This window comes from Jiangella alba (assembly GCF_900106035.1).
Classification (GTDB): domain Bacteria; phylum Actinomycetota; class Actinomycetes; order Jiangellales; family Jiangellaceae; genus Jiangella; species Jiangella alba.
On the sequence record NZ_FNUC01000004.1, the window covers coordinates 2,263,088 to 2,288,179 of the forward strand.

Below are 25,092 nucleotides of genomic sequence, written 5' to 3' on the forward strand. Positions count from 1 at the left end.
CGGGTTACCGCGCGATCCCGGCGCGACGAGAGTGAGACGCGACTTCACCGGACTCACACCGACGGGACGCACCATGACCACGACCCTGCCGTTAGACCGCCCGCCCGTACCGGCGCCGCAGCCGCCGGAGCCACCGCGCCACGGACTGGTGGTGCGCGTCGCGCGCTGGAGCGCCGCTCACAAGTGGCTGGCCATCGTCCTCTGGCTCGCGTTCGTCGCGGCCGCCATCGTCGGCGGCGGCGCCGTCGGCACCAAGGAGGTCGAGGACGGCGACTCCGGCGTCGGCGCCTCCGCCGGCGCCGACAAGGCGCTGCTCCAGGCCGACTTCGACGACCCGTTCACCGAGTCGGTGCTGGTCCGGGCGGCCGGCGGCGGCGCCGTCGACGTCGACGCTGACGCCGTCAGCACGCTGGCCGCGAACCTGGCCGCCGCGCCGGGCGTCGCGGGCGTGTCCGACCCGCAGGTGTCAGAGGACGGCACCGCCGCCCTCTACGAGGTGACGCTGGACGTCCCGGCGGGCACCGACGCCGAGGAGGAGGACGCCGCGAGCGCGGCCGCCGCGCAGCTCGCGCAGGTCGTCGACGGGGCGGACGGCAGCCTGAGCGTCGGCCAGGTCGGCGACGCGTCGCTGGGCGAGGCGCTGGACCAGGTCTACGAGGACGACCTGCAGCGGGCCGAGTACCTGTCGCTGCCGGTCAGCCTGCTGATCATGCTGGTGGTGTTCGGCGCGCTGATCGCCGCCGCCGTGCCGGTGCTGCTGGCGCTGTCGTCGGTGGTCGCGGCCATGGGGCTGTCGGCGTTCGCCTCGTACGTCGTGCCGTCGACGGACATCCTGGCCTCGGTCGTGCTGCTGGTCGGCATGGCGGTCGGCGTCGACTACTCGCTGTTCTACGTCCGCCGCGAGCGGGAGGAGCGCGAGAAGGGCCGCGGCACGATGGACGCGGTCGCGGTCGCCGCCGCGACGTCCGGCCGGGCGGTGGTGGTCTCCGGCATCGCCGTCGTCATCGCGATGGCCGGCATGTTCTTCGCCGGCGAGGCGACCTTCCAGTCGCTGGCCATGGGCACCATCCTGGTCGTCGCCGTGGCCGTCGTCGGGTCCGTGACGGCGCTGCCCGCGCTGCTGGCGATCTTCGGCCGCTGGATCGACCGGCCGCGCGTCCCGCTGCTGTGGCGGCTGCGCCGCAGCGACGGCAGCGAGCCGCGGGTGTGGCGCGCGGTGCTCGGCCCGGTGCTGCGGCACCCGAAGACGGCGCTGGTCGCGGGCCTGCTGGCGCTGCTCGCGCTGGCTGCTCCGGCGCTCGGCATGAAGCTGTCGCAGCCCGGCATCTCCGACCTGTCCAAGGACGTCCCCGAGGTGCAGACCTACGACGCCATCACGACGGCGTTCCCGTCCGAGGGCGCGGCCCACGACGTCGCCGTCTGGACGCCCGACGGCTCGCCGCTCGACCAGAACGCCGTCGACGGCGCCGTCGCCACGCTGAACGACGCGGTCGCGGCCGACGCGGAGTTCGCCGCCGGCGAGGGCCTGACCGCCGAGTACTCCGTCGACGGCTCGGTCGCCCGCATCGACGTGCCGGTGCCGTACGAGCACGACGACGCCCGCGCCGAGGACTCGCTGCGGGCGCTGCGCGACGACCTCGTCCCGGCCGCCTTCGACGGCGTCGACGGTGTCGAGACCGGCGTCACCGGCATGACCGCCGGCAACGTCGACTTCCGCGGCCTGCTGGCCGACCGCATGCCGGTGGTCATCGGGTTCGTCCTGCTGATGACGATCATCGTGCTGGTCATGGCGTTCCGGTCGCTGGCGGTGGCGCTGACCGCCGCGGGCCTGAACCTGCTCTCCGTCGCCGCCTCCTACGGGCTGCTGACGCTGGTGTTCCAGAACAGCTGGGCCGAAGGGCTGCTCGGGTTCGAGTCGACCGGCGCGATCATCACCTGGCTGCCGCTGTTCCTGTTCGTGATCCTGTTCGGCCTGTCGATGGACTACCACGTGTTCGTCGTCAGCCGGATCCGCGAGGGCGCCAAGGCCGGCATGACGACCCGCGAGGCGGTCCGCACCGGCATCATCCGCTCCGCCGGCGTCGTCACCAGCGCCGCCGTGGTCATGGTCGCGGTCTTCTCGATCTTCGCGACGCTCGGCGCCATCGACTTCAAGCAGCTGGGCGTGGGCCTGGCCGCAGCAATCCTCATCGACGCGACCATCGTGCGGGCCGTGCTGCTGCCGTCGATCATGGCGCTGCTGGGGGAGCGCAACTGGTGGCTGCCCAAGCCGCTGCACAAGCTGCCGCAGCTGGAGCACTGACGCGCTGAGCGTCACCCGGCCGGGCCGTCCACGGGGGCGGCCCGGCCGTGCTGCTGCGAGCCTGCTGCGCCCGGTCGTGGCCCGGTCGACCTGGCCGGGGGTCGTGGCCGGCTGTTGACAGGAGCGCCAACAGTTGGCGCCCCCGTCAACACGCGTGAACGGCACTGCCCAGGTCCGGCCGCCGATCGACTCTTGGCCGCGGCCGGGACTGCCGAGCCGGGGGGCCTGGCGGGACGTGGCCGGGGTCGTGGCCGGCTGTTGACAGGGGCGCCAAGAGTTGGCGCCCCCGTCAACACGCGAGAACGGCACTGCCCAGGTCCGGCCGCCGAGGGACGGCGACTCTGTCGGGGGAACGTCGTAAGCTCGTAGACGACCCCCACTCCACCAGGTTTCGGGGGCACGTCTGCGTGCCCGGAAGGTCTACCGATGTCTCTCAGCGGCCTGCTGTCCGCCCTGCTCGGCGACGACGGCGACCCCACGCTGCGCTCGGCCGTCGCCGACGCGCGCACGGGTGCGGTCACCGCGCTCGACCTCACCGCGCCGCCGGCGCTGCGCCCGTTCGTGGCCGGCGCCATCGCCGCCGACGCCGACGGTGTGGGGGCGGGACGGACGGTGCTCGCGGTCACCGCGACGGGGCGCGAGGCCGAAGACCTCGCCACCGAGCTGCGCTGCCTGCTGCCGCCCGAGTCGGTGGTCGAGTACCCGGCGTGGGAGACGCTGCCGCACGAGCGCCTGTCGCCGCGCAGCGACACCGTCGGCCGGCGGCTGGCGGTGCTGCGCCGGCTGGTGCACCCCGCCGACGAGTCCGGCGGGCCGGTCCGCGTGGTCGTCGCGCCGGTGCGCAGCGTGCTGCAGCCGCAGGTCGCGGGGCTGGCCGACCTCCGCCCGGTCGCGTTGAAGCCCGGCGACGACGTCAGCCTCGACTCCGTCGTCGAGCAGCTGGCCGCCGCCGCGTACGTCCGCGTCGACCTCGTGGAGCGACGCGGCGAGTTCGCGGTGCGCGGCGGCATCGTCGACGTGTTCCCGCCGACCGAGGAGCACCCGCTGCGGGTCGACTTCTGGGGCGACACCGTCGAGGAGGTCCGCTACTTCACCGTCGCCGACCAGCGCTCCACCGACGTCGCAGAGAACGGGCTGTGGGCGCCGCCGTGCCGAGAGCTGCTGCTCACCGACGACGTCCGGCGGCGGGCGGCCGCCCTCGCGCACGACCACCCCGAGCTGGGCGAGATGCTGGAGAAGATCGCCGCCGGCATCGCCGTCGAGGGCATGGAGTCGCTGGCGCCGGTGCTGGTCGACCGCATGGAGATGCTGATCGACCTGCTGCCGGCGGGCACCCACGTGCTGGTCTGCGACCCCGAGCGGGTCCGCACCCGGGCGCACGACATGGTCGCCACCAGCCAGGAGTTCCTCGACGCGTCGTGGGCCGCGGCGGCCGGCGGCGGCACCGCCCCGATCGACCTCGGCGCGGCGGCCTACCACACGCTCGGCGACGTGCGGGCGCAGGCGATCCGCCAGGGGCTGCCCTGGTGGAGCCTCAGCTCGTTCGGCCTCGGCGGCGACGGCGACGACGCGCCCGCGGCGCCTGCCGACCTCGACGCCGACCTGTACGAGGTGAACCTCGGCGACGACATGGTGACGGCCGGCGCCGTCGACACCCGCGAGGTCGACGTCCGCCCGGCCGAGACGTACCGCGGCGACACCAAGCGCGCCGTCGCCGACCTCTCCGGCTGGCTGGCCACCGGCGGCCGCGCCGTCCTCGTCACTGGCGGCCACGGCACCGCCGAGCGGGTCGTCGAGGTGCTCGGCGAGTCCGAGGTCCCGGCGCGCTACGTCCAGGACGTCGCCGACGTGCCGCAACCGGGCGTCGTCCTCGTCACCACGGGCGCGCTCAAGCACGGTTTCATCGCCACCGCCGCCGCCCTGGCGGTGCTGACGGAGGACGACCTCACCGGCCAGCGGGTGTCCACCAAGGGCACCACCCGCATGCCCAGCCGGCGCCGCAACCAGGTCGACCCCCTCCAGCTCAAGCCCGGCGACTACATCGTCCACGACCAGCACGGCGTCGGCCGCTACGTCGAGATGACCAGCCGCACGGTGCAGGGCGCCACCCGCGAGTACCTCGTCGTCGAGTATGCGCCGTCCAAGCGCGGCCAGCCGGCCGACCGCCTGTACGTCCCGACCGACCAGCTCGAGCAGGTCACCAAGTACGTCGGCGGTGACGCACCGCACCTCGACCGCATCGGCGGCAGCGACTGGGCCAAGCGCAAGGGCCGCGCCCGCAAGGCGGTCAAGGAGATCGCCGCCGAGCTGATCAAGCTCTACGCCGCCCGCCAGGCCGCGCCCGGCCACGCGTTCGGCCAGGACACCCCGTGGCAGCGCGAGCTCGAGGACGCGTTCCCCTACGTCGAGACCGCCGACCAGCTGTCGACCATCGACGAGGTCAAGCACGACATGGAGCGCGAGATCCCGATGGACCGCGTCATCGCGGGCGACGTCGGCTACGGCAAGACCGAGATCGCGGTGCGGGCGGCGTTCAAGGCCGTGCAGGACGGCAAGCAGGTCGGCGTGCTGGTGCCGACGACGCTGCTGGTGGGTCAGCACCTCGCCACGTTCTCCGAGCGGTTCGCGCCGTTCCCGGTCACCATCCGGGCGCTGTCGCGGTTCCAGTCCGACTCCGAGGCCGCCGACACGATCGAAGGGCTGCTCGACGGCAGCGTCGACGTCGTCATCGGCACCCACCGGCTCATCACCGGCGACGTCCGGTTCAAGGATCTCGGCCTGCTCATCGTCGACGAGGAGCAGCGCTTCGGCGTCGAGCACAAAGAGAAGCTCAAGCACCTGCGGGCCAACGTCGACGTGCTGACGATGTCGGCCACGCCGATCCCGCGCACGCTGGAGATGTCCATCACCGGCATCCGCGACATGAGCGTCATCACCACCCCGCCGGAAGAGCGGCACCCCGTGCTCACCTACGTCGGCGGGTACGACGAGAAGCAGGTCGGCGCGGCCATCCGGCGCGAGCTGATGCGCGACGGCCAGGCGTTCTTCGTGCACAACCGGGTCGAGACCATCGAGAAGGTCGCGGCTCGGCTGCGCGAGCTGGTGCCCGAGGCGCGGGTCGCCACGGCGCACGGCCAGATGGGCGAGCACGCGCTGGAGCAGGTCATCAACGCGTTCTGGCAGCGCGAGGTCGACGTGCTGGTGTGCACGACCATCGTCGAGACCGGCCTCGACATCTCCAACGCCAACACGCTCGTCGTCGACCGGTCCGAGCGGCTCGGCCTGTCGCAACTGCACCAGCTGCGCGGCCGCGTGGGCCGTGGGCGCGAGCGCGCGTACGCCTACTTCTTCTACCCGCGCGAGACGCCGCTGACCGAGGAGGCGCACGAGCGGCTGGCCACCATCGCGCAGCACTCCGACCTCGGCGCCGGCATGCAGGTCGCGATGAAGGACCTCGAGATCCGCGGCGCCGGCAACCTGCTCGGCGGCGAGCAGTCCGGCCACATCGCCGACGTCGGCTTCGACCTTTACGTGCGGCTGGTCGGCGAGGCGGTGTCGGAGTACCGCGGCGACGGCGCCGAGGCCATGCCCGAGGTCCGCATCGAGCTGCCGGTCGACGCGCACATCCCGCACGACTACGTCGCCAGCGAGCGGCTGCGGCTCGAGGCGTACCGGCGGCTGTCCGAGGCTTTGAATGACGACGCCGTCGACGCCGTCCTCGAGGAGCTGGTCGACCGCTACGGCGCGCCGCCCGAGCCGGTCGAGAACCTGCTGGCCGTGGCCCGGTTCCGGGCGCACGTCCGGCGTGCGGGGCTGTCCGAGGTCACCGTCCAGGGCACCTACATCCGGTTCGCGCACGTCGAGCTGGCCGACTGGCAGCGGGTCCGGCTCGGCCGCCTGTACCCGAAGTCACTGGTCAAGGACGCCGTCGGGACGATGCTGGTGCCCCGGCCGCGGCCGGCCCAGATCGGCGGGCCGCAGCTGCGCGGCGTCGAGCTGCTGGCCTGGGCCAAGACCGTGGTCGACGACGTCATCGCCCACCAGCCCGACCGGGCCGGAACCCATGCTGGATAAGATGCGCCCGGGTAGCGTCCACCCGCTGCAGGCCGAACCTACGAAGAGGATCACCGTGTCGACCATCCGCCGCCTCGTCATCGCGTCCCTCGCCGCGGCCAGCGCCGTCGCGCTGACGGCGTGCGACTCCGAGCAGATCGGCGCGGCCGTCGTCATCGACGGCGACCGCTTCACCGTCGACGACCTGCAGAACGAGGTCGAGCACGCCGAGAAGCTCGAGGGCTTCGACGTCCAGGCGGCCGGTGGCATGCCCGCGTTCCAGCGCACCGTCCTGACCCGGCACATCCAGCACGAGATCTTCCTGCGACTGGCGGCCGACGAGGACCTCCAGGTCAGCGAGGCCGACATCGACGACGCCATCGAGGAGATCTCGGCGCAGGCGCCGGGCGGCGACATCGACGCGGCGCTGGCGCAGGCCGGCTACACCGAGAAGGCGTTCCGGGCCGGCGTCGCCGACCAGCTCATCGCGCAGGCCTACGCCGACGAGACCGGCGCCGACAACGCCGGGCTCACGCAGACCCTCGCCGACCTCAGCGACCAGCTGAACGTCGAGGTCAACCCGCGTTACGGCGCCTGGGGTGACGACCTCGCGGTGAGCGCCGACACCGGCTCGATCTCCGAATCGGCTTCGTGACCCTGGTCCTGCTCGCCACCAGCCCGCGGGTCGCTGCCGGGCTGCTCTCCGCCGCCGCGTGGGATGCGCTGCGTGCGGGCCCGGTGTACGTCGGCGACGACGCGCACCCGCAGGTCGCGCCGCTGCGGGCGGCCGGGGTCCCGGTCACCGTGGCCGCGTCCCCGCCGGACGGCGCCGCCGTGTGGCTGCTGCCGCCAGGCGACGACGGCGCGGCGTTCCCGGACGCCCGGGTCATCGTCGGGTCCGAGGACCTCCCCGGCGCCCGGCTGCTCGACCTCGTCGCCGTCATGGACCGCCTCCGCTCGCCCGGCGGCTGCCCGTGGGACGCCGAGCAGACCCACCGCAGCCTGGCCACCTACCTGCTGGAAGAGACGTACGAGACGCTCGAGGCGATCGAGTCGGGCGACGACGACGACCTGCGCGAGGAGCTGGGCGACCTGCTGCTGCAGGTGCTCTTCCACTCCCGCTTGGCCGAGGAGCGGCCGTCCGGGCCGTGGGGCATCGACGACGTCGCGGCCGGCATCACGGCGAAGCTGATCCGCCGCCACCCGCACGTCTTCGGCGACGTCGAGGCGTCGACGGCCTCCGACGTCGGCGAGCGGTGGGAACGGCTGAAGCGCGAGGAGAAGAACCGCACGTCCGCCGTCGACGGCGTGCCGCTCGCCCAGCCGGCGCTGTCGCTGGCCGCGAAGCTGGTGCACCGGGTCGAGAAGGCCGGCGTGCCGGTCGCCGCGCCCTCGTGGCCCGGCACCGCGCCGCAGACCGCGGACGACGTCGGCGACGCGCTGTTCGCGCTGGCCGCGGCCGCCCGCGACCGCGGCATCGATCCCGAACAGGCGCTGCGCGACGCCGCGCGTCGCTACGTCGCCGCCGTCAGGGCCGCCGAGGCCGGCTGAGCCTCGCCGGCCGGCGGGAGCAGCACCCGGAACGTCGCGCCCTCGCCCGGCGCGGACCGCAGCTCGACCCGTCCGCCGTGCGCCTCCACCAGCGCGGCGACGATGGACAGACCGAGCCCGCTGCCGCTGTGCCGGGCCTCGTCGGCCCGCGACCTCGACGGGTCGGCGCGGTAGAAGCGCTCGAACACGTGCGCGGCGTCCGCACGGGTCAGGCCGGGCCCGTCGTCGCGGACCTCCAGCACGGCCCAGCCCGCTCCCGTGTCGCCGACCGACACGTCGACGACCGTGCCCGGCGGGGTGTGGACGGTCGCGTTGCGGACCAGGTTGTCGACCACCTGGCGCAGCCGGAGCGTGTCGCCGATCACGGCCGGGACCGGCCGGGCGCCGACGTGCAGCCGCAGGTCGTGGTCGCGGGCGACCAGCCGGGCCTGCAGGACGGACTCGACGACGATCTCGATCAGGTCCACCGGCGCCCGGGTGAGCACCGGCTGCTGGTCCAGCCGCGCCAGCAGCAGCAGGTCGTCGACGAGCAACCCCATCCGGGCCGCCTCGTCCTCGACCCGGCGCAGCAGCCCGCGCACCTCCGGCTCCTCGTGCACCACGCCCTGCCGGTACAGCTCGGCGAAGCCGCGGATCGACGTGAGCGGCGTGCGCAGCTCGTGGCTGGCGTCGGCGATGAACCGGCGCATCCGCTGCTCGGACTCGCGCGCCTCGCGTTCGGAGACCCGGCGGGCGAGGAACGCCGTCTCGATCTGGCCGAGCATCGCGTTCAGTGCCGCCGACAGCCCGCCGACCTCGGTACGCGGGTCCCGCGGCGGGACGCGGCGGCTCAGGTCGCCGGCCGCGATCGCCTCCGCGGTGTGCTCGACCTCCTCCAGCGGCCGCAGCCGGGTGCGCACCGTCCACCTGGCCAGGCCGGCCAGCACCGCCAGCGCGAACACCGCCACGACACCGTCGATCAGCAGCAGCCGGTTCACCGTCGCCGTGATGTCGTTCAGCGGGCGGCTGACCGCGACGAACCCGCCGTCGTCCCGCGGCAGCACCAGTACCCGCCAGGTCCTGCTGCCCTCGACGGCGTCGACGGTGAGCAGCGACCCGGCCGCCTCAGGCACCGACTCGGGGTCGAGGTCCGGCCCCGGCCGCTCGGTCGTCGCGTCGTCGGTGCTCCAGACCGGGGTGCCGTCCGACGCGAAGATCGTCACGCTGTAGTTGCCGATCGGCCGGAACGGGCGCGCGTCGGCGTCGGGCAACCCCGGCCGGGCCGGCCCGACGAACGGGCCGGCCGCCTGCCGCAGCTGGTCGTCGGCGCGCTCCATCAGGTAGCCGCGCAGCACGGCCGCCGCCACGACGCTCGTGACCAGCACCGTCACCGCGGCCAGCGCGACGACGACCAGCAGCAGCTGGGTACGCAGCGGTGTGCGGTCGCGCCGGGCCCGCCACGCCCGGGCCAGCCGCGTCCTCACGGGCTGTCGCGCGGCAGCCGCAGGACGTAGCCGACGCCGCGCACCGTGTGCAGCAGTTTCGGCGTGTCCCGGTCCAGCTTGCGGCGCAGGTAGGACATGTAGGACTCGACGACGCCGGCGTCGCCGCCGAAGTCGTAGGACCAGACGTGGTCGAGGATCTGCGCCTTGCTGAGCACGCGGCCCTGGTTGGCCAGGAAGTAGCGCAGCAGCTTGAACTCCGTCGGCGAGAGGTCCACGGACCGGCCGGCCTTGCGCACCTCGTGCCGGTCGTCGTCCAGCTCGAGGTCGGCGTAGGACAGCCGGGCGGCCGCCTCGCCGAGGGGGCGGCCGCGGGAGCGGCGCAGGATGGCCCGGATCCGGGCCACCACCTCCTCCAGGCTGAACGGCTTGGTCACGTAGTCGTCGGCGCCGATGGTCAGCCCCATGACGCGGTCGTCGCCGGCGTCCTTCGCGGTGAGGAACAGCACCGGTACGTCCACCTGGTGGCTGCGCAGCTGGCGCACCACCGCGAAGCCGTCGAGGTCGGGCATCAGCACGTCCAGCACCACGAGGTCGGGCCGCTCGGCGAGGACGATGTCGAGCGCCTGGCGGCCGCTGCGCGCCGTCGTCACCTCGAAGCCCGCGTAGCGCAGGCTGGCGGCGAGCAGCTCGACGATGTTCGGCTCGTCGTCCACGACGACGAGGCGCCCGTCCGGTTCGCGTGCGGCCATGGCCGCACGATGCCGGTCCGGCCTGAGAGCACCCTGGCAGCAAGCTGGGAGTTCGCTGTGAATCTCGTTCACAGGCGGTTGCCAGGTTCGTCCCAGGGCGGTGCCAGGAAGATCCACCATCGTGTCCCGGGTGCGGTTGCTACCGAAGTCCCGTCGAGCGCGACGGGCGACAGTTCTGCTGGCGACGACGGCCGTCGGGGTCGCCGTCGCCGGCGCGGCGTGGGCCGTGAGTCAGGACGACCCGGCTGCCACGTCGTCGACCACCACCGCCGAGGCCACCGTCGGCACCTACGAGGAGACCGTGACCAGCACCGGCACCTTCCAGCCGGCCCAGACCGCGGAGCTGTCGTTCGCCGTCGGCGGCGAGGTGCTCTCCGTCGACGTGGCCGAGGGCGACGTCGTCACGGCCGGTCAGGCGCTGGCCACCGTCGGCACGGAGACGCTGGAGGCCGAGCTGGACGCGGCCGAGGCGACGCTCGACGCGGCGCGGGAGCGGCTGGACTCCGACACCGACGCCGACGCGAGCGACACCCAACTGGCCGCCGACGAGGCGTCGGTCGCGGCGGCGGAGTCGCGGGTGGCGCAGGCCGAGGAGGCACTGGCCGACGCCACCCTGACCTCGACCATCGCCGGGACGGTCGCCTCGGTGGACGTCGCCGTGGGCGACGAGGCCGGCGGCGGGTCGTCGTCGAGCGGGGGCGGCGATCCGTCGGCGTCCGCTTCGTCCTCGTCGTCGTCTTCGTCGGCGTCGGGCGGCGCGCAGATCACCGTCATCACGACCGACGCGTTCGTCGTCGAGACCAGCGTCGGCAGCGCCGACCTCGCCCGGCTGCAGCAGGGGCTGCAGGCCGAGCTGACGCCGTCGGACGGTGGCGACGTCGTGTACGGGACGGTCAGCTCGGTCGGCCTGGTGGCCACCGACACCGGCTCGGGCAGCGCCACGTTCCCGGTGGAGATCGCGGTCACCGGTGCCGTCGAGGGCGTCTACGCCGGTGGCAGTGCCGACGTGTCGATCATCGTCGAGCAGCACGCCGACGTGCTCACCGTGCCGAGCGCCGCCGTCACCACCACCGACGGCGCCACCACCGTCACCGTCGTGGCCGACGACGGGTCGCACGTCGAGACGCCGGTCGAGATCGGCACCGCCTTCGGCGCCCAGACCGAGATCGTCAGCGGGATCGAGGCCGGCGACGAGGTCGTCGTGCCGCTCCCGGCCGGTCGCGGCGGCGACGGTGAGGGCGACATCGGCGAACCACCGGGCGGCCGGTTCCCGGGCGGTGAGTTCCCGGGAGGGGAGTTCCCCGGCGGCGGCGGGTTCCCCGGCGGTGGGTTGCCGGGCGGCGGCGTCCGGGGCGGGGGACAGGGGTGAGCGACGTGGTGCTGCGGCTCGACGCCGTCCGCAAGTGGTACCAGACCGGAACGCTGCACGTCGACGCCCTGCGCGGCATCGACCTCGGCATCGGCGAAGGCGAGTATGTCGCGATCATGGGCCCGTCCGGCTCCGGCAAGTCGACGCTCATGCACATCCTCGGCTGCCTGGACACGCCGTCGTCCGGCAGCTACCGGCTGGTCGGCGTCGACGTCGGCGAGCTGTCGGAGGAGGAGCTGGCGGAGATCCGCAACCGGCTCATCGGCTTCGTGTTCCAGCAGTTCAACCTGCTGGCGCACCTGACGGCGCTGCGCAACGTCGAGCTGCCGCTGGCCTACGCCGGCGTTCCGGGCGACGAACGGCGGCGCCGGGCGCTGGCTGCGCTGGACCGCGTCGGCCTCGCCGACCGGGTGGACCACCGGCCGTCCGAGCTGTCCGGTGGCCAGCAGCAGCGGGTCGCGATCGCCCGGGCGCTGGTCACCGACCCTGCGCTGATCCTGGCCGACGAGCCGACCGGCAACCTCGATTCCAGCTCCACCCGCGAGGTGCTCGCGCTCTTCGACGACCTGCACGACCAGGGCCGCACGATCGTGCTGATCACGCACGAGGAGGAGGTCGCCGCCGAGGCGCAGCGGGTGCTGCGCATCCACGACGGCGAACTGCAGGCCACCGCGGCGGTGCGCCGATGAACTGGCTCGACACGCTGCGCACCGGCTGGGAGGCGGTCCGCACGCACCGGCTGCGTTCGCTGCTCACCGTCGTCGGCATCCTCATCGGCATCGCCTCGGTGATCCTCACCATCGGCTTCGGGCAGGGCGCCCAGGCCGAGGTCAGGGCGCAGATCAGCGCCCTCGGCAGCAACCTGCTCATCGTCACGCCCGGCAGCACGACCGACGCGTCCGGCCTGCGCGGCGGCAGCGGCTCGGCCACCACCCTCACCATGGACGACGCCGAGGTGCTGGCGTCGGACGTGGTCGCACCGGACGTCGCCGCCGTCGCCCCGGTCAGCGGCGGCCCGCAGTCGCTCACGGCCGGCAGCACCAACTGGACCAGCACCGTCAACGGCACCACCCCGGCCTGGCTGGACGTGCGCAACCGGAGCCTCACCTCGGGCCGGTTCCTCACAGACCAGGACCTGGAGAACGAGGCCGCGGTCATGGTGCTGGGCCCGGACACCGCGAGCGAGCTGTTCGGGCCGGCCGACCCGGTCGGGCAGACGGTGCTGGCAGGCGGCGCCGCCTTCACCGTCGTCGGCGTGCTGGACTCGGTCGGCTCGTCGTCGTCGGGGGACGAGGACGACCTCGCGTTGGTGCCGTCGACGACGGCGGCGACCCGGCTGGCCGCCGGTTCCACGTCGGTCTCGACGATCTACGTGGAGGCGGCGTCGGCCGGGCAGCTGTCCGCCGCCTACCAGGAGGTCGACGCGGCGCTGGCCACCGCGCACGGGCTGACCGGCCAGGACGAGCCCGACTACACCATCTCCACGCAGGAGTCGCTGCTGGACACCGCCACCGAGACCGACCGGACGCTGACCATCCTGCTGGCCGGGATCGCCGGCATCTCGCTGGTCGTCGGCGGTATCGGCGTCATGAACATCATGCTCGTCTCCGTCACCGAGCGGATCCGCGAGATCGGGCTGCGCAAGGCGCTCGGCGCCACGCCGGCCGTGATCAGGCGGCAGTTCCTGCTGGAGGCGTCCGTCCTCGGACTGGCCGGCGGGCTGCTCGGCGCGGGCCTCGGCGTGCTCGGCGCCGAGCTGCTGCCCCGGTTCATCGGCCAGCCGGTCGAGGTCTCGCTGGTGGCGATGGCCGGTTCTGTCGCGATGGCGCTCGCGGTTGGCGTCGGTTTCGGCGTCTACCCCGCCGGGCGGGCCGCCCGGCTCGCCCCCATCGATGCCCTGCGCAGCGAATGACCCACTCTCCCTGGAGCCCACGCATGATCACGACCGTTCGGCGCCATCGGCGCGCGCCGCTGTCGCTCGTCCTCGTCGCCGCCGTTGCCGTCGCGAGCGGCTGCGGCTCGTCCGGCGAGGAACCGGAGACCTCGCTCGAGGCGTCGGCGGACGGCGGTGACGCGCCGTCGGTCTCCCGCCCCGGCGCAGCCGGCGTGGTGGCCGCCATCGACGGGACGACGCTGCAGGTCCAGGGCGCGTCCGGGCAGGTGGCGGTCACCTACACCGACGCCACCGTGATCACGGCGACGGTGGCCGGGTCGGCGGCGGACCTCGCCGCCGGCGCCTGCGTCGTCGTGACGTCCGAGGACGGCGGCCCCGAGGCGACCTCGGTGACCGCGACCGGCGTCGCCGTCACCCAGCCGGGCGAGGACGGGTCGTGCGGTGGGCTGGGTGGGTTGGGCGGGTTCGGCGGGCCGGACGGATCCGGCGGGCCGGGTGACGGGTTCGGTGAGGGCGGCCGGCCGACCGGGCCGCCGCCGGATGGCGCGCCGACCGAGCGTCCGTCCCAGCCGGGCGACGGGTTCGGTGAGGGCGGCCGTCCGTCCGGGCCGCCGCCGGATGGCGCGCCGACCGAGCGTCCGTCCCAGCCCGGCGACGGCGCCGCGTTCGCCCCGCCGACGGCCGGCGCCGTCACCGAGGTCTCGGGCGACACGTTCACCGTGGAGGTCCTCCGGCCCGGCCGCGACTCGCCGACCGCGGAGCCCGAGCCCAGCGTCGTCACCGTCACCACCTCGGCCGCCACGACGTGGACGACTGAGGCGCCCGCCGGACCCGAGGCGCTGGCCGTGAGCGCCTGCGTCGTCGCGGCCGGCGAGGCCGACTCGACCGGCGCCATCACCGCGACGACCATCGCCGTCTCACCCGCCGTCGACGGCGAGTGCCAGCGGCCGGGCGGGGGTGGCCTCGGTGTCTGACGCGGCGTTCACCTTGCACCGTCGGCCGCGGCGCCGGCGCCGGGCGCGCCTGCTGGTGGCCTGCGGGTTGACGGTGATCGTCGCGGGCGGCGCGGCCGGCGTCTGGGCCGTCGCGGTGGCCGGGGAGGAGCCGTCCTACCGGACCGCCGCCGCCGAGACCGCGTCGGTCGCGCAGACCCTCGACACCACCGGCACCGTCGAGGCCGCGTCGTCCGCAGCGGCCGCCTTCGCCACCTCCGGCACCGTCGCGTCGGTCGACGTGGCTGTCGGCGACACGGTGACGGTGGGGCAGCAACTGGCCGCGCTCGACACCACCGACCTCGCCGCCGCTCTCGCCGACGCCCAGGCCGAGCTGGCCCAGGCCGAGGCCGCCTTGGAGGCGACCATCGACGCTCAGGCCGACTCGGTCTCCACATCCGCGTCAACCTCTGCATCGGCGTCAACGTCTGCATCAACCTCAGCGCGGGCGTCAACCTCGGCGTCAACATCAACGTCGCAGTCAACGTCGGCATCAAGATCAACGTCGGCGTCAGCCTCCGGGTCGGTGTCAACGTTGGCGTCAACGTCGGGGTCAACGTCGGGGTCGGCGACATCGTCCGGATCGAAGTTCACGCCGGCCCCCACCTCGGGGTCGGAGTCAACGTCAGCGTCCACGTCGGCATCAACGTCCACGTCGGCATCGGCGTCGACGGCCGCGTTGGTCGTGCCGGCCTCGGCGCGGCTGGCGGGCGAAGGGCCCGGGCCCGGCGGGTCGCCCGGATCTGGCGGTACGACTGGCGGTGACGCCGGGCAGTTGACTGCGTTGCAGCAGGCGGTGCTGGCGGCACAGGAGGCCGCTACTCAGAGTCTCGCCGCGGCCGCGGCAGCGCTCGAGGCGCAGCAGCAGGCCTGCGAGACCGCGATGACCGACGCCGCCTCGACTACGTCCACCACGAGCCCCCCGCCGTCGCCGTCCGTTACGTCCGTGGCCGGCCTCATCACGACTTCCCCGCCGTCGCCCACGTCGTCGTTCTCGCCGGTCGGGTCCGCCGTCACCGCGGCTCCGACGCTGTCGCCGTCCGCCACGTCCGTGGCCGGCCTCATCACGACTTCCCCGCCGTCGCCCACGTCGTCGTTCTCGCCGGTCGGGTCCGCCGTCACCGCGGCTCCGACGCAGTCGCCGTCCGCTACGTCCGCGGCCGGCCTCACCACGGCCTCCCCGCCGTCTGCCATCTCGTCCATCTCGCCCACGGGGTCGACCACCGAGTCGCCCTCGTCGTCCCCGTCCGCCCTCACCGCGACTCCCACCTCGCCGCCCACCTCGTCGCCGTCGCCCACGGAATCGCCGACCGGGTCACCCACGGAGACCCCGACCCCAAGCCCCACCACCTCCCCAACGCCCACGCCGTCGGAGCCGCCGGGGCCGGACCTCGAGCCGTGCGTGGCGGCGCTGCAGGCGGCGCAGGAGGCGCAGCAGCGAGCGGCGGCGGATCAGCAGGCGCTGCAGGAGGCGATCACCGCGCTGGCAGAGCTGCTCGCGGCGGCCGAGGAGCCGGACGCCCCGCAGGAGGAGCCGGACACCTCGCAGGAAGAGCCGCCGTCAACCCCCTCGCCCTCGGAGGGGGAGCAGGGGCCGGGCGGGGCGAGCGCGTTGTCCGACGCCGCCCAGCTGGCCGAGGACCAGGCGGCCGTGAGCGAGGCGGAGCTGCGGGTGCTGGAGGCCGAGCATGCGCTCGCCGCGGCGACGATCGTCGCGCCGATCGCCGGGACCGTGGCCGCCGTCGACGTCACCACAGGCGCGGCGGCCGACTCCAGCGCCACCATCACGGTCGTCGCGCCCGGAGCTATCACCGTCACGGCCGAGGTGTCGGAGAGCGAGCTGCGCAGCCTCGCCGTCGGGACGGCGGCAAAGGTGCGGGCGGCGGGCACGGCGGAGTCCGTGAGCGGCGAGGTGGTGTCGATCGGCCTCATCCCCGACACGTCGTCCGGCAGCGCTCGCTACCCCGTCGTCGTCGGTGTCGCGGAGCCGCCGGCGAACGCCGCTGGTGGCGCCTCGGCGGACGTGTCGTTCCTGCTCGGCGAGGCGACGGAGGTGCTGACGGTGCCGAACTCGGCGATCACGCTGACCGCTGACGGCGGCACGGTCCGGGTCCTGACCGGCGGCGAGGTCGAGACCACCCCGGTCACCCTCGGCGTCGTCGGCTCCGAGCGCACCGAGATCCTCGACGGCCTCTCCGCCGGCGACCTCGTCGTCCTCGCCGACCTCGGCGCCGACCTGCCCACGTCTGACGCCGGCCCCACCGGCGGCGGTCCCATCCGCGGCGGCGACTTCACCGGCGGCTTCGGCGGACCACCGCCCGGGTTCGGCTGACGCGGGTCTGGGCTCGGACCGGCCGGGCGAGCGGCGCTACCGCTCGCCCGGCTGCTCCGCGCGCAGGCCCCGGGCGGTGAGGTCGTTCAGCCGTTCCAGCCACCCCTCCGGCGCCGGCCGGAACGCGACGCCCCCCGCGGTCGCCGACCACTCCACCCCCGCCGCGACGTCCGCGAACGTCAGGCCGCGCGCCTCCAGCCACGCCGGCGCCCCCGGCGAGCTGAGCTCGGGTGTGCGCCGGACCGCGTGCACCATGTAGTCGGTGATCCGCCGTCGCCCCCACTGCTCCGCCGGCACGGGGTACGGGTCATCAGGAGCGGGCTCCGGCCCGAACGCGTCGTACCAGACGTTGCGCAGCCACTCGTCGGTGGTCCATTGGGACTCGCCGGCGCTGTGCGGCGGGTACGACGACTCGCTGAGGTGGCGGGCGAACTCGTCGCGGAACGCGCGGTAGGTCTCGTTGGCGCGGGCGGCCAGCCTCGACGGCGCTTCTTCGCAGGCCTCGACGTAGAAGTCGGGAACGTCGTCGGCCATGCCGAACCCGCTGCCGAAGAACTGACGGAAGTTGCTGCTCATCGGGGTCACTCGAGATCCTCCAGGCGTTCGTTCGTCGGTCCCGGAACGTCGACCGGGAAGCAGGTGACCAGGTGCCAGGTGCCGCCGGCCTTCTTGAACGCCAGGGTCGCGCCGGGGTCCGCGCCGCGGGCGATCGGATCGAAGGCCTGCGCGAAGACCGTCTCGCGGCCCTGATCCAGGCCGTACAGCCGCGCGGCCGACCAATCCATCCGGGTCTCCTTCGTGCCGATGCCCGCGCCACGGTATCCGGCGGCGTCGCCCGGCGTGAGCCCCGCCTGGTCGGCGCTCACATGGATCCCGATCCTCGTCGCGTCGCCCGCCGCGCGGGTGAGGAATGCGTCCAAGCCACCCTGGGTGTGCGCGCGTTCGAGCACGGCTTCGATCGGCTTGACCAGCGCTTCTGGCGACGTGAAACCGCCGGCCACCGGTCCGCAGCGGTGCGCGGTGGCGACGGCGCCGGTCGGCAGGACCTGCCAGCCGTACTCGCCGGACGGGTCCTTCAACCAGATCAGCCGCGCGAGGTGAGCGCCGTCGGAGAGATGCGCGCCGTGCCGTTGCACCGCATGGCAGGTGGCGTCCTCGATGAGCCGCATGCCTTCGTCCGCGTACTCCTGCGCGAAAGCACGACGGGTGGCCGCGAGGGCGACGGCGAGGTCGCCGGCCGAGGGAGCTGTCGTCGCGGCGGCGGGCTCGCGGCCGAGGCTCGTGCTGCCGTCGACGCCGGTCAGGAGGTCGGCGACGTAGATGCGGGCGAAGCCGGCGGGGAAGTGGTCGCTGAGGTCGCCACCGGCCGGCGACGGCGGCAGTGGGGGGAGCGGGGCGAGCCCGTGCCAGGGCGCCAGCAGGGCGAGCAGCGCGTGGATCTCCGTCACGTACGGGCGGCGCAGGTCGGAGAGGCGGTCGCGCAGGTCGGCGTCGAGCTGGTGGGTGAGCGCCTCGATCTGGGCGGTGAGGGCGGCGGACCGGGCCCGGGCGACCTCGCCGGTGACCTGCGCGGCCCGCGCCCTGGACTGCTCGGCCACCTCGTCCGCCCGCCGCTCGAGGTCGGCGCAGGTGCGCAGGATGGCCTCGACAGCGGAACGGACGGCGCCGCGGGTAGGCGGCGGCGCCGCGGACTGCGTCACCCTGGCACGGTACCGGCTGCCTTACCCCAATGCAGCCGGAACCCGGGCGACCACCGGTAGCGTTGACACCAGACAACGACGAAGGGAACCTCCGTGACCTGTCCGAAGTGCAGCGGTCAGATGAAGACGTATGACCGTTTGGGCGTGCACGTCGAGCAGTGCGACAACTGCAAGGGCATCTTCCTCGACAAGGGCGAACTCGAGCAGATCGTCGCCGCCGAGGAGCAGTTCAACGCGCCGCCCCCGCCGCTGGACTACGGCCGCCAGGCGCCCCCGCCGCAGCAGCCGTACCAGCAGCCCCGTCAGCAGCCGTACCGCGACAGCCCGGCACCGTACGGCCGCGGCCGCGGCTACGACGACTCGCCCAGCCCGTACGGCTACGGCAAGAAGCGGCGCAAGAGCTTCCTCGACCAGCTCTTCGACTGACGCACGCGTGAATCTGCTGATCTGCGAGCGTTGCGGCGAACGCGCCGACCGCCCGCAGGTCGAGCCGGAGGCGGTCATCCGGTGCGCCCACTGCGGCCACCGGTGGCCGTTCCTCCGCCTCCCGCTGTTCTGCGTGACCGGCCCCAGCGGCACCGGCAAGTCGACGGTGCAACGGCTGCTCGCGACCGAGCTGGCCGACCGGTTCGTCGTCCTGGAACAGGACGTGCTGTGGGTGGCCGGCCTGCGTGACGACGGCGCGGAGCACCGGCCGTTCCGGTCGACGTGGCTGCGGATGGCCGCGATGATCCACCAGAGCCGCCGGCCGGTCGTGCTGTGCGGGACGGTCGTGCCGCCGGAGCTCGAGCCGCTGCCGGAGCGCGCCCTGTTCGAGCGCATCGACTACCTCTGCCTGACCTGTGACCCGGACGTACTCGCCGCGCGGCTGCGGGGCCGGCCGAAGTGGCGGGAGTGGGACGAGCCGCGCATTGCCGAGATGCTCGACTACGCCGCGTGGATCGACGCCACCGCGGCCACCATGGACCCGCCGATGACACTGCTCGACACCACCGACGTGCCGGTCGACGAGACGGCGCGCGCGGTGGCGCGCTGGCTGGACGAGCGCGCCTGACGGCTGCCGCCGACGTCTCGCGACGGCCGTCTGGGTGGAGCCGTCACGGTTGAGTCGTCAATGGTGGACGGGGATCAAGCGATCAAGTCAACTGTTGATCACGTCAAGACTTGATGCCAGTACGAGATACATGCCGTGTGACCACAGCAGCGGCCGGGCGTTCGGCCCCCACCGATCGGTCCACTCGGCCAGCCGGTCCGGCGCCAGCAGCGGCGGCACCTGCTCCGGCAGCGACCCGGACGAGTCGGCGGTCGAGGCGATCCAGCGCAGTAGCTCGGCGGCCCGCTCCCGCGACCCGGCGACGGCGTGGTGCCAGCCGAGGAAGGCGGCCAGGATCGGCCACTGGCCGCCGCCGTAGAAGGTGTCGCCGACGTAGCGGTGCACGCCGCCCGGGGTGGGGCCGGTGGTGGCTGGTGTGGCGGCGCTTGGGGTGGCTGACGCGGGGCCGGTGGTGGCACCTGGGGTGGCGTGCTGGCTGCCTGGGGCCGGGCCGGTGGTGGCTGGTGTGGCGGCGTGCTGGGTGGCTGGGCCGGCTGGGGTGGGCGGGTCGGAGGCGGCTGGCGTGGCGACGTCCGGGGAGGCCGGCCCGGCTGGGGCGGACAGCTCGGCGGTGATGCGGCCGACCGTCGCACGGTCGACCGGGCCGCCGGGCGGGACCAGCCCGAACGGCACCCCGGCCACCACCAGACTGGCGTCGACCGCGGTGGAGCCGAGCCACTTGCGCAGCGCGCCCTCGAACGTGCCCGAGCGGGTGACCAGCGCCGAGATCTCGTCCGCCGCCGCCGAGGCGGCGGACGGCAGCACCCCGAGCGCCGCGGCGGCGCGGAGGCCGCCGTAGACCGAGGCCAGGGTGGAGACGTGGGTGTGGTCGCGGTGCTCCTCCCACCAGTCGCGGCACGGCCGGGACCCGACGGCGACGAGGTAGCGGACGGCGACCTCGGCCGCGGCGGCGTACGGCGTCAGGGATAGGTTCCACCGGGTCAGGTGCGACCGCAGCGCCCACAGCCACGTCCCGTAGCCGTCGACCTGGTAGTTCCACCAGTCGTCGTCGTGACGGTCGCCGGCCAGGGTGTAGCGGGCGGGCAGCAGTTCGGCGTCCGACGGCTGCGAGCCGGCCGCCACCCGCGCCACCAGCGACTCGACGGCCGGCGCCTCGCGCTCGAGCACCCGCGCGCACCACTCGTGGAAGGCCGTGGCCGACTCGACGGCGCCGGCCCGGCTCATCCCCTCGGCGATGAACGCGCCGTCGCGGAACCAGCAGAAGCCGTACGGCGCGAAGCCGACCGCCGCGGGATAGGCGCCGGACGGGTCCTGTGCGCCGGCGATCAGCTCGACACTCACCTGAGCGAGTCGTCGCAGGTCAGGAACCTCGGCTACAGACAATGGGTTGACAGGCTCGGCCATGATGCCCGAATGTAGCCGATGTAACCGGTTTATGTAACCGGTACCAAAGGAGCGACCGACGATGGAAGACGCGGAGCCGAAGAGCCCCCAGCGACGCCGCACGGCCGGCCGCGCCACGGTGACGATCCGCGACGTGGCGCGGCATGCGGGCGTGTCGGTGGCGACGGTCTCGCGCGCCCTTCGCGGCAGCGACCTCGTCCACCCGGCCACCCGCGAACGCGTCGACGCCGCCATCGAGGAGCTGCGCTTCACGCCCAGCCAGCTCGGCCGGTCGCTGGCCGAGCGGCGGCACGCCGCCAACGGCATCGTCTTCCCCGACCTCTCCGGCCCGTTCTACGCCGAGGTCGTGCTGGGCTACGAGGAGGTCGCCGCGACGCTGGGCCGCTCGGTGCTCATCCTCAGCACGCAGAACCGAGAGTCCGCCGACGAGATGGTGCTCGACCTCGCCGGACGGGTCGACGGGCTGGCGGTGTTCGGGCGGACGGTGCACGACGACGTCGTCGCCGAGGTCGTCCAGCGCGGCGTCCCCGTCGTGCTGATGGCGCGCACCGAGATCGCCGGCGCCGACTCCGTCCGCACCGAGAACGTCGTCGCCGCCGCGTCCGTTGTCGACCATCTGCTGACGCACGGCCACCGGCGTATGGCGTTCCTCGGCGACCCGGTCGACTCCACCGACGTCGCCGAGCGGTGGGCCGGGTTCCGCGGCGCGCTCGCGCAGGCCGGCGCGGAGGTCCCGGAGCGGGCCATCCCGGCCGGGTTCAAGGAGGACGACGGCGCCCGCGTGGCCGCCGAGCTCACCGCCGGCGACCTGCCGGACGTCGTCGTGTGCGCGAACGACGAGCTGGCGCTCGGCCTCACCGTCGCGCTGGCCGAACAGGGGATCCAGGTACCGGGGGATGTCGCCGTCACAGGGTGGGACGACGTCATGGCGGCGCGCTACGCCGGGCTGACGACGGTCCGTCAGCCGATGCGCGAGATGGGGGCCCGGGCGGCCCGGCTGCTGGACGCCCGGATCAGCGGAGACCGTTCCGAACCACGTCACGACGTCCTGACCACCCAGCTCGTGGTCCGCCGCAGTTGCGGGCCGCATCCGAAGGAGGCTCATCGATGAGTCGACGACACATCACCGCCGCGACCGCCCTGGCCGCGGCGACCGCCCTCGCGCTCACCGCGTGCGGACGCGACGACGACAGCGGCTCCGGCGACGGCAACGCGGCGCCGTCCGCCGACCTCACCGATGGCCCGGCCACCGGCACCATCGAGGTCTGGGCCATGGGCACCGAGGGCGAGGAGCTCGGCGCCTTCCTGGCCGACTTCGAGGAGGCCAACCCCGACGCCACCGTCGAGGTGACGCCGGTCCCGTGGGAGGGCGCGCACGACCGCATCGCCACCGCCATCGCGGCCGGCGAGACCCCCGACGTCAGCCTCATCGGCACCACGTGGATGGGCGAGTTCGCGCAGACCGGCGGCCTCGAGCCGACGCCGACGGACCTGTTCGACGAGAACGACTTCTTCCCCGGGCCGTGGGCGTCCACCGTCGTCGACGGCACCTCCTACGGCGTCCCGTGGTACGTCGAGACCCGCGCGCTGTTCTACCGCACCGACCTCGCCGACTCCGCCGGGTTGCAGCCGCCGCAGACGTGGGACGACCTCAAGGCGTTCACCCAGGGCCTGCAGCAGGCCGGCGCGGCGCAGGGCATCTACCTGCAGCCGGGGCAGGGTGGCTCGTGGCAGACGTTCATGCCGTTCGCCTGGCAGAACGGCGCCCAGCTCACCGACGGCGACGCGTACACGCTGGACAGCCCGGAGATGACGGAGGCGCTGGAGTACTACGCGTCGTACTACACCGAGGGCCTGTCGCAGGACACCGTGCTGCAGCCGGGCGCGCTGGAGCAGATGTTCGCCGACGGCGCCATCGGCTCGTTCATCTCCGGACCGTGGCACATCGGCCTGGTCCGCGACGCCGGCGCGACCGACAACTTCGCCGTCGTCCCGCTGCCCGGCAAGGACGAGGGCCCCGGCACGTCGTTCGTCGGCGGCGGCAACCTGGCCGTCTTCACCGACTCCGACAACAAGGACGGCGCCTGGAAGCTGATCGAGTACCTCAGCGAGGTCGAGGTGCAGCAGAGCTGGTACGAGACGCTGACCGACCTGCCGTCGAAGCCGGCCGCCTGGGAGGACGGCCCGCTGACGGAGGACCCGCTGGTCGCGGTCTTCGGTGAGCAGCTGGAGAGCACCGAGGCGCCGCCGGCCGTCCCGACGTGGGAGCAGGTCGCCGCGGTCATCGACGGCGACGTCGAGGCGGCCGTGCGCGGCGCGATGAGCCCCGCCGACGCCGTCGCCGACATGCAGTCGCAGGCCTCGTCCATCGGGACCGGGCTGCAGTAGGCCGATGACGACCGCCACCTCGGCTCCGGCGAGCCGCCCCACCCCCGCGGGCGGCTCGCCGGCCGGCCGGCGCCGGACCCTGCTGCAGCGGCGGCAGTCCCGCACCGCCTGGCTGCTCGCGCTGCCGTTCCTGCTGCTGTTCGCGGCGTTCACCGCCGGTCCGGTGTTCGCGTCGCTGCTCATGAGCTTCACCGACATGCGCAGCACCGACGTGCGCTCGCCGTTCGCCGTCGACCTCGCCGCGTTCGACAACTACACGGCGCTGTTCCAGGACGCGCTGTTCCGCAAGGTCGCGCTGAACACGGCGATCTTCGTGCTGGTCGGCGTGCCGTTGACGATGGTGCTGGCGCTGGCCGCGGCGGTCGGGCTGAACAACATCACGCGGCTGCGGGCGTTCTTCCGGCTCGGCTACTACCTGCCGGTCGTCACCAGCATCGTCGCCGTCTCCGTCGTCTGGCGGTTCCTGCTGCAGCCGGACACCGGGCCGGTCAACCAGCTGCTCGGCGCCGTCGGCATCGGCGGGCCGGACTGGCTGGGCGATCCGTCGCTGGCGCTGCCGTCGCTGATCGTCATGGCCGCCTGGCGCAACCTCGGCACGCTGATGGTGATCTTCCTGGCCGGGCTGCAGACGGTGCCGCGCGAGCTGCTGGAGGCGGCCGAGGTCGACGGCGCGGGGCGCTGGCAGCGGTTCCGGCACGTGACGCTGCCGCTGCTGCGCCCGACGTTGCTGTTCGGCGCCGTCATCACCGGCATCGGCTACCTGCAGTTCTTCGAGGAACCGTTCGTCATGACCAACGGCGGGCCGCTCAACGCCACCCGGTCGGTCTCGTTCTACATCTACGACCAGTTCAGCTTCGGCAACTACGGGTACGCCGCGGCGGCCAGCTACGTGCTGTTCGTGGCGATCGTGGTGCTGACGGCGATTCAGTTCCGCGCGCTGCGGCCGAAGGCGTGAGGAGGCGACCGATGACCACGCAGACCCCGCTGCCGGCCGCCGACGACGTCCGGCCGGAGACACCGGAGGACGGCGCACCCGCGAGCTCGCGCCGCTCGTCGTCGCGCTGGCTGTACGTCGTGCTGACCGTCGGCGTGCTGGCGATGGCGCTGCCGTTCGTCTGGATGGTGCTGTCGTCGGTGAAGCCCGAGGCCGAGGTGCGGTCGATCCCGCCGACCTGGCTGCCGGAGACGTTCACGCTGGAGAACTACCGCGAGCTGTTCGACCGGCTGCGCTTCCCGACCTACTTCCTGAACTCCGCCATCGTCGCGATCGTGGTGACGGCGGGGAACCTGGTGTTCGGCTCGATGCTCGGCTACGCACTGGCGAAGCTGGACTTCCGCGGCAAGCGGGTGGTGTTCGCGCTGGTGCTCGGCACGCTCATGGTGCCCGGCATGGTGACCTTCGTGCCGCTGTTCGTGCTGGTCAGCAACATGGGGCTGACGAACACCTTCCCCGGGCTGATCCTGCCGTACCTGGTCGGGCCGCTCGGCGTGTTCCTGATGCGGCAGTACTTCCTGGGGCTGCCGGACGAGCTGATCCAGGCCGCGCGGGTCGACGGCGCCGGCGAGCTGCGCATCTTCTGGAGCGTCATGCTGCCGCTGACCGGGCCGGCGCTCGCGACGCTGGGGATCCTGACGTTCCTCAGCTCGTGGAACAACTTCCTCTGGCCGCTGGTCGTGGCGCAGACGGAGGACATGTACACCCTGCCGGTCGCGCTCGCGCTGTACTCCGTCGGCCAGAACGCGACGCAGTACGGCCTGCTGCTGGCCGGGGCGGTCGTCGTGGTCGTGCCGGTGATCGTGCTGTTCCTCGCGGTCCAGCGGTACTTCGTCCAGGGCATCGCGATGACCGGCATCAAGTGATCCACGTGGGAGGAAAGACG

Annotated in this window: 23 protein-coding genes; 15 read left to right on the forward strand and 8 right to left on the reverse strand. The window is 73.6% G+C overall.

The features are described from left to right. The first annotated feature begins 73 nt into the window (after positions 1 to 73). The 4 genes from BLV02_RS28510 (at position 74) to BLV02_RS28525 (ending at position 7,906) form a co-directional block, all read left to right on the forward strand. A complete protein-coding gene (locus BLV02_RS28510) occupies positions 74 to 2,302 on the forward strand; it encodes an MMPL family transporter (protein ID WP_083288834.1) in 2,229 nt (742 codons plus the stop codon). A 426-nt stretch (positions 2,303 to 2,728) separates the two neighbouring features. Next, positions 2,729 to 6,376, forward strand: coding sequence for a transcription-repair coupling factor (mfd, locus tag BLV02_RS28515; protein ID WP_069112615.1), 3,648 nt, complete (start codon positions 2,729 to 2,731; stop codon positions 6,374 to 6,376). Positions 6,377 to 6,431: 55 nt separating this feature from the next. Further along, positions 6,432 to 7,010, forward strand: coding sequence for a SurA N-terminal domain-containing protein (locus BLV02_RS28520; protein ID WP_069112616.1), 579 nt, complete (start codon positions 6,432 to 6,434; stop codon positions 7,008 to 7,010). After that, entirely contained in the window at positions 7,007 to 7,906 is a 900-nt protein-coding gene (locus BLV02_RS28525) for a nucleoside triphosphate pyrophosphohydrolase (RefSeq protein ID WP_069112617.1), read from the forward strand. The genes BLV02_RS28520 and BLV02_RS28525 overlap by 4 nt, the downstream gene beginning before the upstream one ends. Here BLV02_RS28525 and BLV02_RS28530 read toward each other — a convergent pair. Both BLV02_RS28530 and BLV02_RS28535 read right to left on the reverse strand, forming a co-directional pair. Beyond that, positions 7,870 to 9,369: a sensor histidine kinase gene (locus BLV02_RS28530; RefSeq protein ID WP_216094327.1), complete on the reverse strand. Its 1,500-nt coding sequence runs from the start codon at positions 9,367 to 9,369 to the stop codon at positions 7,870 to 7,872. The two genes, BLV02_RS28525 and BLV02_RS28530, sit on opposite strands and share 37 nt — an antisense overlap. Then, on the reverse strand, positions 9,366 to 10,079 hold the full coding sequence (locus BLV02_RS28535) for a response regulator transcription factor (protein ID WP_069112618.1): 714 nt from the start codon (positions 10,077 to 10,079) through the stop codon (positions 9,366 to 9,368). Before BLV02_RS28535 ends, BLV02_RS28530 begins: the two co-directional genes overlap by 4 nt. Positions 10,080 to 10,209: 130 nt before the next feature. On the opposite strand from BLV02_RS28535, the gene BLV02_RS28540 reads away from it, so the two are divergent. Genes BLV02_RS28540 through BLV02_RS28555 form a run of 4 tightly spaced genes read left to right on the forward strand, consistent with a single transcriptional unit; the run spans position 10,210 to position 14,316 of the window. Next, positions 10,210 to 11,448 (forward strand): efflux RND transporter periplasmic adaptor subunit, encoded by a 1,239-nt coding sequence (locus tag BLV02_RS28540; protein ID WP_216094328.1) that lies wholly within the window; start codon positions 10,210 to 10,212, stop codon positions 11,446 to 11,448. After that, entirely contained in the window at positions 11,445 to 12,137 is a 693-nt protein-coding gene (locus BLV02_RS28545) for an ABC transporter ATP-binding protein (RefSeq protein WP_069112619.1), read from the forward strand. The genes BLV02_RS28540 and BLV02_RS28545 overlap by 4 nt, the downstream gene beginning before the upstream one ends. Further along, positions 12,134 to 13,360, forward strand: coding sequence for an ABC transporter permease (locus BLV02_RS28550; protein ID WP_069112620.1), 1,227 nt, complete (start codon positions 12,134 to 12,136; stop codon positions 13,358 to 13,360). Before BLV02_RS28545 ends, BLV02_RS28550 begins: the two co-directional genes overlap by 4 nt. A 23-nt stretch (positions 13,361 to 13,383) precedes the next feature. Beyond that, positions 13,384 to 14,316, forward strand: a complete 933-nt coding sequence (locus BLV02_RS28555) for a DUF5666 domain-containing protein (protein WP_069112621.1) — start codon at positions 13,384 to 13,386, stop codon at positions 14,314 to 14,316. A 135-nt stretch (positions 14,317 to 14,451) separates the two neighbouring features. Here the strand turns inward: BLV02_RS28555 and BLV02_RS38670 are convergent, their stop codons facing one another. From BLV02_RS38670 to BLV02_RS37815, 3 genes are all read right to left on the reverse strand, one after another. Next, positions 14,452 to 14,703 (reverse strand): hypothetical protein, encoded by a 252-nt coding sequence (locus BLV02_RS38670; protein ID WP_069112622.1) that lies wholly within the window; start codon positions 14,701 to 14,703, stop codon positions 14,452 to 14,454. A 6-nt stretch (positions 14,704 to 14,709) separates the two neighbouring features. Next, positions 14,710 to 14,988 carry a hypothetical protein gene (locus BLV02_RS37810; RefSeq protein WP_069112623.1) on the reverse strand — a complete coding sequence of 93 codons (279 nt, stop codon included), beginning with the start codon at positions 14,986 to 14,988 and terminating at the stop codon, positions 14,710 to 14,712. A 168-nt stretch (positions 14,989 to 15,156) separates the two neighbouring features. Beyond that, on the reverse strand, positions 15,157 to 15,657 hold the full coding sequence (locus BLV02_RS37815; RefSeq protein ID WP_245737787.1) for a hypothetical protein: 501 nt from the start codon (positions 15,655 to 15,657) through the stop codon (positions 15,157 to 15,159). A gap of 79 nt (positions 15,658 to 15,736) precedes the next feature. On the opposite strand from BLV02_RS37815, the gene BLV02_RS37820 reads away from it, so the two are divergent. Further along, on the forward strand, positions 15,737 to 16,666 hold the full coding sequence (locus BLV02_RS37820) for an efflux RND transporter periplasmic adaptor subunit (RefSeq protein ID WP_069112625.1): 930 nt from the start codon (positions 15,737 to 15,739) through the stop codon (positions 16,664 to 16,666). 36 nt (positions 16,667 to 16,702) lie between these two features. Here BLV02_RS37820 and BLV02_RS28565 read toward each other — a convergent pair whose 3' ends face one another. Both BLV02_RS28565 and BLV02_RS28570 read right to left on the reverse strand, forming a co-directional pair. Beyond that, complete coding sequence (locus BLV02_RS28565; protein ID WP_074946765.1) at positions 16,703 to 17,242, reverse strand: hypothetical protein; 540 nt, start codon at positions 17,240 to 17,242, stop codon at positions 16,703 to 16,705. Between the two features lie 5 nt (positions 17,243 to 17,247). Beyond that, positions 17,248 to 18,366 (reverse strand): hypothetical protein, encoded by a 1,119-nt coding sequence (locus BLV02_RS28570; RefSeq protein WP_069112627.1) that lies wholly within the window; start codon positions 18,364 to 18,366, stop codon positions 17,248 to 17,250. A 93-nt stretch (positions 18,367 to 18,459) separates the two neighbouring features. Here BLV02_RS28570 and BLV02_RS28575 point away from each other — a divergent pair, with 93 nt between their 5' ends. Both BLV02_RS28575 and BLV02_RS28580 read left to right on the forward strand, forming a co-directional pair. After that, positions 18,460 to 18,792 carry a TFIIB-type zinc ribbon-containing protein gene (locus BLV02_RS28575; protein ID WP_074946767.1) on the forward strand — a complete coding sequence of 111 codons (333 nt, stop codon included), beginning with the start codon at positions 18,460 to 18,462 and terminating at the stop codon, positions 18,790 to 18,792. 7 nt (positions 18,793 to 18,799) lie between these two features. After that, entirely contained in the window at positions 18,800 to 19,420 is a 621-nt protein-coding gene (locus BLV02_RS28580) for an AAA family ATPase (protein WP_069112629.1), read from the forward strand. Positions 19,421 to 19,507: 87 nt separating this feature from the next. Here BLV02_RS28580 and BLV02_RS28585 read toward each other — a convergent pair whose 3' ends face one another. Continuing rightward, positions 19,508 to 20,761, reverse strand: a complete 1,254-nt coding sequence (locus BLV02_RS28585; protein ID WP_069112630.1) for a glycoside hydrolase family 15 protein — start codon at positions 20,759 to 20,761, stop codon at positions 19,508 to 19,510. Between the two features lie 124 nt (positions 20,762 to 20,885). Between BLV02_RS28585 and BLV02_RS28590 the strand changes: the two genes are divergently transcribed. Genes BLV02_RS28590 through BLV02_RS28605 form a run of 4 tightly spaced genes read left to right on the forward strand, consistent with a single transcriptional unit; the run spans position 20,886 to position 25,072 of the window. Continuing rightward, positions 20,886 to 21,935: a LacI family DNA-binding transcriptional regulator gene (locus BLV02_RS28590; RefSeq protein ID WP_069112631.1), complete on the forward strand. Its 1,050-nt coding sequence runs from the start codon at positions 20,886 to 20,888 to the stop codon at positions 21,933 to 21,935. Next, the gene (locus BLV02_RS28595; RefSeq protein WP_069112632.1) at positions 21,932 to 23,212 is read left to right on the forward strand and encodes a sugar ABC transporter substrate-binding protein; all 1,281 of its coding nucleotides are present in this window, start codon (positions 21,932 to 21,934) and stop codon (positions 23,210 to 23,212) included. Before BLV02_RS28590 ends, BLV02_RS28595 begins: the two co-directional genes overlap by 4 nt. 4 nt (positions 23,213 to 23,216) lie before the next feature. Beyond that, positions 23,217 to 24,167 (forward strand): carbohydrate ABC transporter permease, encoded by a 951-nt coding sequence (locus tag BLV02_RS28600; RefSeq protein ID WP_074946769.1) that lies wholly within the window; start codon positions 23,217 to 23,219, stop codon positions 24,165 to 24,167. A gap of 11 nt (positions 24,168 to 24,178) precedes the next feature. Further along, the gene (locus tag BLV02_RS28605) at positions 24,179 to 25,072 is read left to right on the forward strand and encodes a carbohydrate ABC transporter permease (protein WP_069112634.1); all 894 of its coding nucleotides are present in this window, start codon (positions 24,179 to 24,181) and stop codon (positions 25,070 to 25,072) included. Positions 25,073 to 25,092 lie beyond the last annotated feature (20 nt).

Coding starts and splice junctions, on each gene's coding strand:
- BLV02_RS28510 (WP_083288834.1), top strand. CDS start 74: ATGACCACGACCCTGCCGTTAGACCGCCCGCCCGTACCGGCGCCGCAG.
- mfd (WP_069112615.1), top strand. CDS start 2,729: ATGTCTCTCAGCGGCCTGCTGTCCGCCCTGCTCGGCGACGACGGCGAC.
- BLV02_RS28535 (WP_069112618.1), bottom strand. CDS start 10,079: ATGGCCGCACGCGAACCGGACGGGCGCCTCGTCGTCGTGGACGACGAG.
- BLV02_RS28550 (WP_069112620.1), top strand. CDS start 12,134: ATGAACTGGCTCGACACGCTGCGCACCGGCTGGGAGGCGGTCCGCACG.
- BLV02_RS28555 (WP_069112621.1), top strand. CDS start 13,384: ATGATCACGACCGTTCGGCGCCATCGGCGCGCGCCGCTGTCGCTCGTC.
- BLV02_RS38670 (WP_069112622.1), bottom strand. CDS start 14,703: ATGGTCGCCTCCAAGGCGGCCTCGGCCTGGGCCAGCTCGGCCTGGGCG.
- BLV02_RS28565 (WP_074946765.1), bottom strand. CDS start 17,242: ATGAGCAGCAACTTCCGTCAGTTCTTCGGCAGCGGGTTCGGCATGGCC.
- BLV02_RS28590 (WP_069112631.1), top strand. CDS start 20,886: ATGGAAGACGCGGAGCCGAAGAGCCCCCAGCGACGCCGCACGGCCGGC.
- BLV02_RS28595 (WP_069112632.1), top strand. CDS start 21,932: ATGAGTCGACGACACATCACCGCCGCGACCGCCCTGGCCGCGGCGACC.
- BLV02_RS28600 (WP_074946769.1), top strand. CDS start 23,217: ATGACGACCGCCACCTCGGCTCCGGCGAGCCGCCCCACCCCCGCGGGC.
- BLV02_RS28605 (WP_069112634.1), top strand. CDS start 24,179: ATGACCACGCAGACCCCGCTGCCGGCCGCCGACGACGTCCGGCCGGAG.